Here is a 13,454-nt window from a genome sequence, read left to right on the forward strand (position 1 = left end):
TCGGTACTACGCACTCTAGCGGTTGCGAAATCTGAACTCGCATATTGATTTTACGGAGTCAACGAGCCTTCTCGCCTGCGCCCGCAATGGCGAAAAACAGTGCGGGGATGAGAATTTCGACGGCGAGCATGACAATCCAGAATGGATGGGGCACTCCGGAGTCGATCAGTGATGCCACCCTGCCCAGCCCGCCCACCAGCAGACCCGCAGCGAGGAATCGGATGGCGATGCCGGGAATCGGCGACTGGCGGGCCACCCAGATCCACGCCGCGCTGTAGACGGCGAACAGCCCGGCGAAGAAGCGCTCCTGGCTGTCGTTGCTCGCGGTGATGCCACCCCCGCCGATGACCGTTCCGGGCCCCCCGATGAGGTGATAGAGGCCGATGGCCACGCAGATCACGCCGGTAAGAATCGCCAGGTACTTCAGCACTTTGTCCATCACTGCGCCCTCCGGGTCGCGTCAACTTGATAGAACGTTCTAGTAAGGACTAGAACAATGCGACGAGGCCGGATACAAGGCCCCGAAAGGACGCACCATGCCCGCTGATACACGCGACCGCATTGTCGCCGCCACCTGCGAGTTGTTCCGCCGACAGGGCATGACCGGCACTGGCCTCAAGCAGATCGCGCAAAGCGCGGGCGCACCCTTCGGATCGATCTATCACTTCTTCCCCGGAGGCAAGGTGCAACTGGCGGACGAGGCCATTCGCACCGCCGGGGGGATGTATCGGGATCTCGTGCTGACGCTCTTCGATCAGGATGGCCCCGATCTGACGGCCACCATCCGCACGGCGTTCGCGGCCGTGGCCGACAATCTCATCGCGACCGATTACGCCGACGCCTGCCCCATCGCCACCATCGCTCTTGAAGTGGCGAGCACTGACGATCTCCTCCGTCGAGCCACCGCCGACGTCTTCACGGACTGGATTGATCGGGGTGCTGAACACATCTCCGGATCGGGCCTGCCGTACGAGGTCCGCAGACGTCTCATGTTGGGATTCATCACCAGCCTGGAGGGTGCGTTTGTGCTGAGCCGGGCGTTACGCAGCCCGGAGCCACTGCTCGCCGCGGGTGAGACGGTCGCGGCCGCCGTCGCGGCCGCACTGGTCGCCGCCGATGCGCGACCGGAATAAAGCGGACTACGGTCCGGTTGAGGAAGGCATAAGAACACTCATCAGGAGGTTTGCATGCCAGCTATCACCGTGTCGTCTATGGACGCCCTGACTCTGCCCCGCATCCCCATGCCCGAGCCCGCCGATACCGAACGTCCCGTGCGGTCTATCACCAGTGGGCCCCGTGGATACGAGGGTGAAGGCTTTCCCGTTGTGCGCGCCTTCGGTGGGGTGCCGTCCGCCGAGTTGGACCCATTCATCCATATGGACCAAATGGGTGAGGTGGACTATGAACCGGGCGAGCCGCGCGGAACGGATTGGCATCCTCATCGCGGATTCGAAACCGTTACCTACATGATCGATGGCAGGTTCGCTCACCAGGACTCTCACGGCGGAGGCGGGCTCATTCACGACGGGGCAACCCAGTGGATGACCGCGGGGTCAGGAATCTTGCATATCGAAACTCCCCCAGCCGAATTGGTGGAGAGTGGCGGAATCTTCCACGGCATTCAGCTCTGGGTCAACCTGCCGGCTCGCGACAAGTTTCTGACTCCGGCTTACCAGGCCATTGAGGGGGCGCAAACCACGTTGGTGAGCTCGCCCGATGGCGGCGCGCTGGTGCGGATCATTGCCGGAGACATCGGGCCGCATCATGGTCCGGGCAGTACGCATACGCCGATAACCCTGGCGCATGCGACGATCCAGCCTGGTGCGCAGCTGAGCGTGCCCTGGAACCGGGAGTTCAACGCGCTCGTCTACGTTCTGTCTGGACGTGGTTCAGTGGGCGCGTTGGGGCATCCGATTGAGCAGGGGCAACTCGCGGTGCTGGGTCCCGGCGACCGGATCACGGTGCAGGCCAACGCAGGTCAGGATGGTAACCGCCCGGCATTGGAAGTGCTCTTGCTCGGCGGCCGCCCCATCCGTGAGCGTGTGGTGGCCTATGGGCCGTTCGTGATGAACACCAAGGCCGAGTTGATTCAGGCGGTTGAGGACTACCAGGCGGGCAAGTTCGGCGCCATTCCCCCGAATGCGCTGATGCCGCACGTCGCGCGCTAACCGCGAGGCGCCTATCGCCGGAATGCCCGGCGGTAGGCGCTGGGCGTTGTCGCGGTGACCTTGCGCAGATGCGTCCGCATGGCCGTGACGCTGCCAAACCCACAGTGTGCGGCAATGGATTCCATGGTCATATCGGTGTTCTCCAGCAATTCACGGGCGCGGGTGGCGCGCTGTACGTCGAGCCACCGTTTGGGCGTGGTACCGACTTCCTCCCCGAAGCGCCGGTTGAACGTGCGCAGGCTCAGATGCGCGTGTCTCGCGAGTGCTGACACATCATCGATATCGGCGAGACGCTCGGAGGCCCAGCTCAGGGTCGGGCCGAGGCCGCTGGAGTCATGAGAGGTCTTGGTGGGCGGGATGAACTGGGCCTGTCCGCCATCACGATGTGGTGCCATCACGTTCCACCGGGCCATCTCCGACGCCGCGGCGGCCCCCAGTTCACGTCGCACCACATGCAGACACAGGTCCATACCCGCCGAGAGCCCTGCCGAGGTGAGGATGTCCCCATCGTCCACGTACAGCGCATCGGGCCGCAGATCCACCCGCGGATAGAGCGTGCGCATGTCATCGCAGTACTCCCAATGTGTGGTGGCGGGGCGCCCATCCAGCAGGCCGGCGGCCGCGAGAACGAAGGCGCCCAGGCAGATGCTGAAAATCACGGCGCCGCGTTGGTGTGCGTTCGCCAGAGCGTTCAGCACATCATCGGGTGGCGGATAGTCGTGCGGAGCCCGAGCAGGGACGACAACGATATCGGCGGTCTGCAGCGCGTCGATGCCATGTTCCACATCGAGAGTGAAACCGTCTGGTGTCCAGACACTTCCGGGTCGATAGCCACAGGTCACCAGATCGAAACCATCCGGCTGGCCGGATCGCCCGGGGCCCCTGCGGAACATCTGCACGGCGCATGCCAAGTCGTAGGTGATGACGCCATCGAGCGCGAGTGCCGCCACCGTCTTGGTGCCCATGGCTCACTATGGCATAAATCCGAGTGCCTATGGCATTCATGCCACTGTTCGTTGTGGGCGCACGGGCCTTGACTGAGGAGATGACGAGCGAATTCGACTGGCACTGGGCGACGCGGACCGGCGGCGAGGTCTCGACGGCCCAGCGCCGGGCATTGTTGGGACGCTTGTTTCGTGCGTTGCCCGCAATGGTCAGCGATGCCGTCAAAACCCGGATGGGCCGGCGCGGGCAGGGGCGCGTCGAATTCGGATCGATCGCGGTCCCCGATAGCGCGCTCGCACGTGCCGCCGAGCAGGAGGCACGTGACTCGGTGACACCGCACGTACTCGAACACTCATACCGCACCTACTTTTTCGGGAAGGCACTGGCCGCATTCGACGGCGCGCAGGTCGATGACGAGCTCGTGTACATCGCGAGCCTGTTGCACGATCTACAACTCGAGCATCCGACTCCCGGACGGTGCTTCGCCGTCGTCGGCGGGCAGCGCGCCGCACAGTTCGTCAGGGATCGAGGTGCCGCCGAGGACCGCGCGCAGGCGGTGGGCGCCGCCATCGCGGCACATATCACCCTTGGCGCCAGTGAAAACCTCTCAGATCCGGGCGGATTCGTGTCGGCCGGCGCGGGAACCGATGTCTTCGGCCTACGGCTGTCGGAACTCGACGCCGCCTGGGTGGACGAGCTGCTGAGTCGGCATCCTCGGCTGGAATTCAAACGGCACATGCTCAAGGCCTGGGCGGCCGAGGGCGCCGCGGTACCGAACGGTCGCGCTGCGTGGCTGACGCGCTATGCGGCGTTCCCGCTGCTGGTCAAGGCCGCTCCCTTTGACCAGTAGGGCTATCGCTGCAGCAATCGGCGCAACAGATGCAGCGCGACAGTGGTGGAACGCTCACGAATCTGGTTGCGGTTTCCCGGGATAACGACCCGGAGGTCGGCCTTCTCCCCCGCCGCGGTTTTCACACAGAAGCACACCGTGCCCACCGGCTTCTCCGGCGTTCCACCGCCGGGGCCGGCCACACCCGTCGTCGACATCGCGATATCGGCACCCAGCGCCTTCAATGCGCCGTCCGCCATGGCCTCGGCGACCTGCGGAGACACCGCGCCGTGCTCCGCGAGTAGCCGCGGATCCACATGCAGCTGGCCAATTTTGACATCGTTCGCGTAGCTGATCACCCCACCCAGGAAGTATTCCGAAGAGCCCGGCACATCGGCGATCCGTGCCCCCAGCAGCCCTGCCGTGCACGACTCCGCCACGGCCAGGCGCCTCCCGCGGAGCAGTCTCGCCACCAGTTGGTCGACCGTTGAACCGTCGGAGGAGAACAGCGCCGCACCATGCCGGGCCTGGATGAATTCGTAGAGGCGAGTCCACAGATGCTGGGCGGAGGCCTCGAATCGGACGACCACCTCAACCTCGCTGCGTCGCAGGCAGGTCGTGATCTCCAGTGCGGCAAGGTCTCCTAACGCACTTTCGGCGAGACGCAGCGTCTCGGCGATATCGGGCTCGGTGATTCCGTACAGACGCAGCGTGGTCTGCTCAATGGCCGTGACATCGTCGCCGAGGAGCGCCCGGAAGGGCCCGGCCTCGACGGCCGACGGCCACATTCGCTGGAGCTCATGAGGAGGTCCAGGCAGCACCACGATGAGAACGGCACCTGTGCTCATGATCGCTCCCGGCGCAGTGCCCACCGGATCAAGTACCTCACCCCGCGCTGGCACGAGTGCCTGTTTGGCGATGCCGACGCGCAGCGCCTCCCAGTCCACATTCTCCCAGCGGTTCGCCATCGGACGCAGCCGATTCATGATGGCTTCTTCCAGATTGGCGTCGAAAACAAGTGTGGTATCAACAAATTCAGCCACAGTCGGTAGCGTCATATCGTCGGCTGTGGGCCCCAGGCCGCCGGATGTGACGATGAGATCCACACCTTGATCGGCAAGAAACTGCAGTTGTGCCGTCAGATCCTCTTTGCGGTCTCCACACACACAAATATGTGCGACATCGACGCCCACTTCCCGGAGATGTTCGGAAAGCCACGGGCCATTCGCATCGGCCACCCGCCCGGTGAGGACCTCCGTACCCGTGACGACGATTCCCGCTCGCAACATGTCAGCAGCCTAGGCCGGTAGGTTCGGTGTTATGGATAAGGGCGCCATCATCGAATACATCGTCACGACCTTCCCAGACCTTCAGCATGAAGTTGTGCAGGACAACTGGTTCTTCTTCCGTGGCTCCGAACGCCAGATGCCCGTCATCACCGTGATGTCGAACGAGGCGTTCGACACGTACTCCGATCTGGGCCGGCCATCGGTGTACCGGCTCAACATCGGGGTCAGCGGTGACACCTTCGCCAAGGTCGTCGCGGGCCGCGGTGGCGAATCGTCCGATACCGACTACACCGCGTTCGACCGAGTTCTTCCCCACCCCGAATACGGCGGTGCCAAATGGGTATGCGTGGTCAACCCGGGTGAAGACACCTTCGGTGAGGTGCTGCGTCCGCTGCTGACCGAGGCGTATACGCGCAGCCGGAGCGATTAGCCTTCGCTGACGTAGGCCCACAGATGGCGGGTGACCGCGGCCTCGCTAAGGGTGGGGAGAGTGGGCCCCTCGTTCTGAAAGCCGCGCGCGGAGAGGGCGTCGATCAGGGGCTGGTCATCGGCGCGCACCGCAACCACGATCCGCCTGGTGGAGGACGGGGTGTGCGTCAAGCGCCCGGCCATATCTGCGACAGTCGGGGTGAGCATGTCCTCGGCAGCACCAGGATGCGGCCTACTGATGAGCTCGGTGGTGGAGCTGCCCGGATCGACGGAAATCTCGACGTATCCCACAGTCTTACCCGAAAGATCTACTGCAACACGGCTATTCGGAGCGGATATCGCGCGCCGACCCCAGTTGCGCAGTTCGTAATGCCCGCGTGCCATGAGGTCGCTCCAGGAACTCCTGGTCCGGCATTCGGCCGCCACGGTGGTCCCGTTGTCCGGGAGCGTGTCTCGCGTGTGCTGTAGTGCGGCCAGGTTCTCTGGGGTATTGCCCTGAAACCAAATCTGATGATCGGTGGGCTTGCCGTCGTAGGTGCGCAGCAGGCGGCATGTCTGCAGCTTCGACCAGCCCACTGCCTGGGCCAGGCGCTGTACCGGAACATTCTGGACCGCCAGCGGTGCCACCGCGTGCGGAACATTGGGATTGGCCTCGAACCCGGCGATGATCAGCGATGCCTGCGCCCACATGGTGACCGTGTGTGGAACGCCGGCGGTCCATGTTGATACCTCAGTGCCGCCCGTTCGTGGGTGCCGTCCCGCCATGGCGAGATGGCCCACCACGTGTTCACGACCGCCATCGAGGTGTACGAGCAGACAAGAGACCCAACCCTGTGCCGTGTCGGAGAGTGCCTGCTTCCAGGTATGAATCCACATGTATGGCGAGTGCGCGGCCAACCACGTCATATCCGTGTGGCCGAACGCCGGTGCCAGCCGCTTCTCGTAGCGCAGGTTGGTTTCCCGCCACGATGCACCATCGGAGAGCCGCGGCGTGCGCAGCATGACCGTCATACCGTCGATTTCGACCGGTCCCCGGCATGACGGGGTTGGTCCATCGCTTGCACGCACCTCGGCAGGGTAGCGCACCACGGCGGAGGCGAATGGCGATTAATAGGCCACTGCGAGAAGGCGATTGCTGTGTACAGGGTGTCTATTTTGGATGCGGACTCGCCAGCAGAGTCCACATCCGCAGGGTGGCACCGTCGCCGCCCTGGGTCGGCGGGGCGTCACCCTCGTCGATGAAACCAAGCGTGGCGAGCCGGTCCGCAAGGGTGCTGTCAACAGCCCTGACCGCGATGACTGTCCGGCGCGACCGGTCAGAGCGAGCTGTCAGGTGGCTGGCGAGTGCAGACAACGCCGAAACGCGGGCGTCGTCTGATATCCGCGACTCGAATCGTGGCACCAATTCCGTTGTCGACGTGCCAACGTCGGAATGGACGTCGATTGATCCACCAGGTCGCTCGGCCACCGTCACCCGGTATCGGCCATGACCGGTATATGCGACTTGCACCACTTCCCCACCGGCGGAGGGTATTTCAAATGCAGGCTCGAGCGGCGTCCTTCGCAACGCGGTGCCGATCAGTTGACGGGCCCGAATCGCCGCGAATCGCGCCCACGCCGCCAGGTACTCGACATCCGGCCAGCGGTCCCCCGCGGGCGTGAAACGTGCTCTCGTGATGGGAATTTCCGAGAGTTGGTGCTTGACCCAATCTCGGTACTCGGCCGTGTTGGCGAGAATCCACACGTGATGGTCCGATACTTGCCCGTCGTATGGGCGCAGAGCTCGGCGGATCTGTAGCTGGTTCCAGCCCATGGACTGCGAGAACCTGTTTGCGCGCATATTCGATACGGCGGTCGGCGCCAGCGCGTGTGGGACGGCGGGGTTTCCCTCGAAAGCGGACAGCACCGTGGTCAGCTGCGCCCACCTGCTCACGGCCGGAGGAACGTCGACGGCCCAGGTGGAGATCTCGGCGCCGCCGGTTCGTGGATCTATTCCGGTCATCGAAAAGTGGCCGACGACCCTTTCGGCGCCCTCATCAATCCTTACCAGCAGATATGAGACTCCTCCGGCGCGCGCATCCGCAAGAGCCGAGCGCCAGGTGTCCACCCAGATCACCGGTGAATGTGCGCTCTCCCAGTCCATGTCATCACGGGTGAAAGCCGGTGAGAGCCGTTCGGTGAAGGCCAACGCTGTCTTGCGCCAGGACGGACCGTCCGCGAGCCGTGGAGGCCGCAGCACCACCGTCACCCCGTCGATCATGACGGGACCCCGGTCCACTGACGACCGGGTTTGGGATTTGCTAGCCACTGAGCAAGGCTACAGGAGAGGAATTCGCTCCGCGATGGTCCTCAGGGGGCGGGCACCAGGACGAGCGGAACCCGCTTGGCGCCAATGAGGCGATGTGACACCGACTGCCCGAGCAGTGCGTCCCATGCAGACGCCGGTCCTCCCCGTGGGCTGCCCAGGATGATCATCAGCGCCGCATACTGGTGCGCCACGGCGAGAATCGCGGTGGTTGCGGGCCCATGGGCGCGATGGTACTTCCACGCCACTTCCTGGCCGGAGAGCTCTTCCAGCGCCTCCGCCTCGGCGGCGGCAACAGCGGTGCCCGCCTGAGCTTCCCAACTATCCGTATCGGGATCCGGTGGTTCGTCGTCCATATCCAGGATGTGCACGACGTGTACGCACGCGCCCAGGCGCCGCGCCAGATCAATCCCGAAATGCAGCGCGGCAGTGCTCGGCGGGTATCTGTCCCATCCGACCACCAGATGCACATCGGGCTCATCGGTCATAGTGACATCCTCACGCCAGCGACCACGCCAGCGCTAGTCCTGCGGCGCAGGCGCCGACGGCGCCCAGCAGCGTGCCGAACGTGTTGCACAGGGCAAGGGACCATTCACGCCGCTCGATGAGTCGCACCGATTCGACGCTGGCGGTGCTGAAGGTTGTATAGCCACCGCAGAACCCGGTTCCCAGGACCGTCAGTAGTGCCGACGGCGAGTGGTGGAAGATCACCGCTCCCGCCAGTACACCGATGACGGCGGACCCGGTGAGATTGATGAGCAGCGTCGCCCAGGGGAAGAGGTGGTTCCGTCGATGTTTGACGGCGGAATCGACGACGAATCGCAACACCGCGCCCAGGGCCCCGGCGAGCATCACGGCAACGACCGTCATGCCGACCCTCCCGGGTAGCGTGCGAGGGCCTGTGCGGCAGCGGCTATCCCGGCTATCGCGGCGGCCAAACCCGCGGCCACACTGACCAACGCGTACCCGATCGCGATACCCGAAAACCCGTTGCGGGCGAGTGTGCTGATCTCCAGCGCGAGTGCGCTGTAGGTGGTGAAGGCGCCGCAGACACCCGTTCCAAGAAACAACCGGGCGCGCTGACGCCAACCGCCGTCGGGGCCCAGCAGCGTGAGGGTTTCCAGGAGCGCGCCGAGGACGAATGCTCCGGTCAGATTGACCGCGAATGTTCCCCAGGGCCACGACGCGCCGGAGGCCGGCCACATCTGCTCGAACCAGTAGCGCAGCCCGGTTCCGCACATGCCGCCGAGAAACACCCACAGCAGTGCGTATGGCCGCAGATGTAGGGGGCGCGGGAATTCCTCGCGTTGTCCACCTGTCACATTCGGTCCCATCGTGTTACGACTCATCAACACAGGAACTATCAGCCGTCAGTGGCGGTTCGGGACAAGCCCCGGCGAGATCCATCGCGCGTGACGAATATAGCGCGCGGACCGTCAGTAGACGTCGCGGACGTAACGTTTCTCGGCGACGAGCCCCTTACGGAACTCGAGGGCCTCCTCGCCCGACAGCCGTCCGTGCTTCTGAGCGATCGTGAGGAGCGCACCGTCGACGTCTTTGGCCATGCGGCTGGCATCACCGCACACGTAGAGGTGCGCGCCCTCGGCGAGCCACCGCCACATCTGTGCCCCCTGCTCCATCATGCGGTGCTGGACGTAGATGCGTTTCTGCTGGTCGCGCGAGAATGCGAGATCGAGTCGACGCAACGAGCCATCGCGCAGGAAGCCGTCCAACTCCTCGCGATAGTAGAAATGCTGGGTGCGGTGCTGGTCGCCAAAGAACAGCCAATTAGGCCCGGTGTGTCCGAGCGCTCGACGTTCCTGGAGGAACCCGCGGAAGGGGGCGATACCGGTGCCGGGGCCGATCATGATCATCGGCGTATCCGAGGTACCGGGCGGGCGAAAGTGCGGTGATCGCTGCAGGAAGATCGGGACGGGAAGGGTCTGCGCGCGGTCGGCGAGGAAGGTCGATCCCACACCGCCGCGGGCCGAGCCATCCGGTCCGCGATACCGGACGATCGAAACCGTCAACGCGACGGACTTGGGGCTGACCAGGGGGCTTGACGAGATTGAGTACTGGCGCGGGGTGAGTCTGATGAGCACCTGCTGCCACTCATCGATATCGGCGCGGATGGGAAATTCGTGAAGCACGTCGAGGGCATTGCGGCCCTGCAGCCACAGCTCACGCGCCGCGGTGTCGGGGCCGCGTAACAACTTGACGGCGGGTTTGTCGCCTCGTCGGTCGGCCACGAAGCGCAGCAGATCGTCGGTGACGCGGCATATGTCGTAATGACTGGCGAGCGCGGTGGCCAATGGGAGTTCACCCCCATCGATCATGATGGGCATCTCTGCGTCGAAACCGGTTGCAGCGAGCCAGCGTTGGACGTCTTCGTCCCGGTTTGTCGGATAGATCCCGAGTGCGTCGCCCACCGAGTAGTCGACGTCGTGGCCGGTCAGATCGAACTCGATGCGCCGCACTTCCTTGCCGGATCCTGGCGCCGACAGAACCTCGTTGTGTGACAACGCAGCCAGGATGGGTGCGTTGCGCGTGAACACTTCCGGCGCGGCCGTCGGCAGCCCGTCGCTGCGCAATCGCTTGACCGCCTCCGTGCTGGCAGCGGCGCCTCCCCCGATTGCCTCCAACAGGTCCGCGGTCCACGACGCGATCAGCGACCGGTCGGTGGCCTCGCCGTCCACCCGGCTGAGTACCGGGGTGGCGCCGAGCTCATGCAACCGGGCGTCGAGCGCCTTCGCGTGGCCGCAGAAATCCGCATACGCACGGTCACCGAACCCCAGCACCGCATAACGCATGTGATTGAGGGGTTTTATCTCCCCGGACAGCGTCGACCAGAATCGCGCGCCGTTATCGGGTGGCCCGCCCTCGCCGAAGCTGCTGGCGATGAGCACCGCCGTGCTGACCTCGCCGAGATCGGCGGGATCGCACTCGTCCATCGCGGTGATCGTCGCGGAGATCCCCGCCGTCGCCAACAGCTTGTGCACCGAGGTGGCTGCGGTCTCGGCGTTGCCGGTCTGCGACGTCCACAGAATTGCTATGTTCCCCAGCGCTTGTGCGTGCGAGTCGGGCGCGGTATCGACAATTGTCCGCCCGGTCGGGCGCAGCGCGACGGCGCTGACCTTGAACTCAGGTTGCAGCGAATCCGGGTCGACGGCGTCGTTGGTCACCGCGTTGATCGCCAGACCTGGCCCCTGCGCGTCATTCCAGTGGAAAGGGACGAAGCAGCTGCCACGCTTGGTTCTGTCGCTGATGATCGCGGGCAGCTCGGCACTGCCGCGACGCGAGACGATTTCGACGACATCACCCTCGACGATCCCCAGGGTCGCGGCGTCGTGCGGGTGAATCTCCACAAAGGGTGACGGATGCAGCCGATCGAGGGACTTGATGCGGCCAGTCTTGGTGAGGGTGTGCCAATGATGTTGTAAACGACCGGTATTCAGGATCATGGGGTATCCATCGCCTGCTAGTTCCGCGGGATCGCGGTGCGCACGGGCGTGGAACACCGCCCGGCGAGACGGGGTGGGAAACGCCAGCCGCGGCATGGTGCCGTTCTCGTCGACGTACAGGTCCTGGCTGATTCCGTCATTCAGGTAGCGAATCGGATTACGGTCGCCCGCGTTCTCGGGTGGGCACGGCCATTGCACCGGCCCCTGTCGTAGCCGGGCATAGCTCACACCGCGCATGTCATATCCGGTGCGTGGATTCCAGAACGCGCGGATCTCCTCGAAGATCTCCTCGCTCGAGGAGTAGTCGAACGCATCGCCGAACCCCATCGCGGTGGCGACGTCGCAGATCAAACGCCAGTCGGGTTGGGCATCACCGGGAGCGTCGGCGAGCCGGTTGGTCAGCGTCGCAGTGCGCTCCGAGTTGACCGATACGCCATCGGATTCGGCCCACAGAGCGGCGGGCAACAGTACGTCCGCGTACTCGTTGGTGGCTGTGGCCAGGAAAGCGTCCTGTGTGATCACCAGCTCGGCCCGTTGCAGACCTTCGATGACGTTCTGCCGATTAGCCACCGAGGCAACCGGATTCGTGCAGATGATCCAACACGCCTTGACGTTTCCCGCGGCCATCTGCGCGAACATATCGACCGTGCCGGCGCCGAAGTCGGTGCGTAGGGATCCGGGCGCCAGGTCCCATTGCCTTTCGACGAAGTCTCGATCGGCGGCGGATTTCACCGATCGCTGGCCCGGCAGACCCGGGCCCATGTAGCCCATTTCCCTGCCGCCCATCGCATTGGGCTGTCCGGTCAACGAAAACGGTCCGCTACCGGGGCGACAGATTGCCCCGGTAGCCAGGTGCAGATTGCAGATGGCATTGGTGTTCCAGGTGCCATGGGTGCTCTGGTTGAGGCCCATGGTCCACAAGGTCATCCATTCACGCGCCTCCCCGATCCACCGGGCGGCGGTGCGGATGTCGTCCTCGGCCAGCCCGGTGATCGCCGCCACCACCGGCGGCGCGTAGCCGGCGAGGAACTCCGGCATTCCGGCCCAGCCCTCGGTGTGTTGGGCGATGAATTCGGAGTCGATGTCACCGTTTTCGACAAGCAGATGCAACAGCCCATTGAGCAGGGCCAGGTCGGTTCCCGGACTGATCTGCAGGAACAGATCGGCGCGTTCGGCAGTGGCGGTGCGACGCGGGTCGACCACGATCAACCGTGCTCCGCTGCCGAGTCGGTCGGCCATGCGCAGGAACAGAATCGGATGGCAGTCGGCCATGTTCGCGCCGATGACGAGGAACAGGTCGCTCTGCTCTATGTCGGAGTACGACCCGGGGGGCCCATCAGCTCCCAATGATTGTGTGTATCCGGTGCCGGCACTTGCCATGCAGAGACGAGAGTTCGATTCGATCTGTGTGGTGCGGATGTAGCCCTTCGCGAGCTTGTTGGCGAGGTACTGCGCCTCCAGGCTCATCTGACCGGATACGTACAGCGCGATCGCATCGGGTCCGTGGGTGTCGAGGATGTGGCGTAACCGCCGGCCCACCTCGGCGGTTGTCGCCGCCAGCGGCGCGGGAACAGGCTGCTGTCCTTGGCCGGGGCGGACATATGCCGTTGTCATGCGTCCGTCGGCGGCCATCAGCTGGGCGTGGGTGGCGCCTTTGGTGCACAGGCGGCCGTGGTTGCTCGGGTGCAGGGCATCGCCCTCCACGGTGGCGATGGTGACCGGACCTGCCGAACTCGTGTCGGCGCGCACGACGACACCGCAGCCGACACCGCAATACGAGCAGGCGGCGCGGCGCGCGGTGGGCTGCGCGCTCAGTTCGATCACCCTGTCATGGTGAGGCACGCAGATTCCCGAATTCTTCCGCCGAGGTTATGCGGCTGTCACGGCGTCCTCACCGCAAAGACCTATCGTGCGTGAGGTGGCGGGCTCATCTGCGGCGTGTCGATAGAGCACCGACGAACCGGGTGTTCCACTAGCATCGGCAGCGGGTCGACGCTCGTTTCCTCAGTACCAACACTCGAAGGAGCT

General features: G+C 64.6%; 13 protein-coding genes and 1 riboswitch. Of the genes, 4 read left to right on the plus strand and 9 right to left on the minus strand.

Features of this window, described 5'->3' with window-relative positions:
• Nucleotides 1–58 precede the first annotated feature (58 nt).
• Nucleotides 59–439 (minus strand): DUF4345 domain-containing protein, encoded by a 381-nt coding sequence (locus B4383_RS17855; RefSeq protein ID WP_078292422.1) that lies wholly within the window; start codon nt 437–439, stop codon nt 59–61.
• A gap of 97 nt (nt 440–536) precedes the next feature.
• Here B4383_RS17855 and B4383_RS17860 point away from each other — a divergent pair, with 97 nt between their 5' ends.
• Together B4383_RS17860 and B4383_RS17865 are read left to right on the plus strand one after the other, a co-directional pair.
• On the plus strand, nt 537–1,133 hold the full coding sequence (locus B4383_RS17860) for a TetR/AcrR family transcriptional regulator (protein WP_078292423.1): 597 nt from the start codon (nt 537–539) through the stop codon (nt 1,131–1,133).
• A 54-nt stretch (nt 1,134–1,187) separates the two neighbouring features.
• On the plus strand, nt 1,188–2,168 hold the full coding sequence (locus tag B4383_RS17865) for a pirin family protein (RefSeq protein ID WP_078292424.1): 981 nt from the start codon (nt 1,188–1,190) through the stop codon (nt 2,166–2,168).
• A gap of 11 nt (nt 2,169–2,179) precedes the next feature.
• On the opposite strand, the gene B4383_RS17870 is transcribed toward B4383_RS17865, so the two are convergent.
• Nucleotides 2,180–3,133 (minus strand): helix-turn-helix domain-containing protein, encoded by a 954-nt coding sequence (locus tag B4383_RS17870; RefSeq protein WP_078292425.1) that lies wholly within the window; start codon nt 3,131–3,133, stop codon nt 2,180–2,182.
• A gap of 38 nt (nt 3,134–3,171) precedes the next feature.
• Between B4383_RS17870 and B4383_RS17875 the strand changes: the two genes are divergently transcribed.
• Complete coding sequence (locus B4383_RS17875; RefSeq protein ID WP_176126667.1) at nt 3,172–3,963, plus strand: HD domain-containing protein; 792 nt, start codon at nt 3,172–3,174, stop codon at nt 3,961–3,963.
• A 2-nt stretch (nt 3,964–3,965) separates the two neighbouring features.
• Here B4383_RS17875 and B4383_RS17880 read toward each other — a convergent pair whose 3' ends face one another.
• Nucleotides 3,966–5,231: a competence/damage-inducible protein A gene (locus B4383_RS17880; RefSeq protein ID WP_078292427.1), complete on the minus strand. Its 1,266-nt coding sequence runs from the start codon at nt 5,229–5,231 to the stop codon at nt 3,966–3,968.
• Nucleotides 5,232–5,262: 31 nt separating this feature from the next.
• Here B4383_RS17880 and B4383_RS17885 point away from each other — a divergent pair, with 31 nt between their 5' ends.
• A complete protein-coding gene (locus B4383_RS17885) occupies nt 5,263–5,661 on the plus strand; it encodes a DUF6194 family protein (protein WP_078292428.1) in 399 nt (132 codons plus the stop codon).
• Here B4383_RS17885 and B4383_RS17890 read toward each other — a convergent pair.
• From B4383_RS17890 to B4383_RS17915, 6 genes are all read right to left on the minus strand, one after another.
• Complete coding sequence (locus B4383_RS17890) at nt 5,658–6,728, minus strand: GNAT family N-acetyltransferase (RefSeq protein WP_139360857.1); 1,071 nt, start codon at nt 6,726–6,728, stop codon at nt 5,658–5,660. The genes B4383_RS17885 and B4383_RS17890 overlap by 4 nt on opposite strands.
• Nucleotides 6,729–6,810: 82 nt before the next feature.
• Nucleotides 6,811–7,968, minus strand: a complete 1,158-nt coding sequence (locus B4383_RS17895) for a GNAT family N-acetyltransferase (protein WP_139360858.1) — start codon at nt 7,966–7,968, stop codon at nt 6,811–6,813.
• A gap of 41 nt (nt 7,969–8,009) precedes the next feature.
• Entirely contained in the window at nt 8,010–8,453 is a 444-nt protein-coding gene (locus B4383_RS17900; protein WP_078292431.1) for a universal stress protein, read from the minus strand.
• Nucleotides 8,454–8,463: 10 nt separating this feature from the next.
• A complete protein-coding gene (gene crcB / locus B4383_RS17905) occupies nt 8,464–8,835 on the minus strand; it encodes a fluoride efflux transporter CrcB (protein WP_078292432.1) in 372 nt (123 codons plus the stop codon).
• Nucleotides 8,832–9,299, minus strand: coding sequence for a CrcB family protein (locus B4383_RS17910; protein WP_139360859.1), 468 nt, complete (start codon nt 9,297–9,299; stop codon nt 8,832–8,834). Before B4383_RS17910 ends, crcB begins: the two co-directional genes overlap by 4 nt.
• A gap of 13 nt (nt 9,300–9,312) precedes the next feature.
• A riboswitch (Fluoride riboswitch) is annotated at nt 9,313–9,385 on the minus strand.
• A 16-nt stretch (nt 9,386–9,401) separates the two neighbouring features.
• Complete coding sequence (locus tag B4383_RS17915) at nt 9,402–13,175, minus strand: bifunctional nitrate reductase/sulfite reductase flavoprotein subunit alpha (protein ID WP_286150667.1); 3,774 nt, start codon at nt 13,173–13,175, stop codon at nt 9,402–9,404.
• Nucleotides 13,176–13,454 lie beyond the last annotated feature (279 nt).

Origin of the sequence: Mycobacterium sp. D16R24 (assembly GCF_002013385.1) — a bacterium.
Lineage (GTDB): Bacteria > Actinomycetota > Actinomycetes > Mycobacteriales > Mycobacteriaceae > Mycobacterium.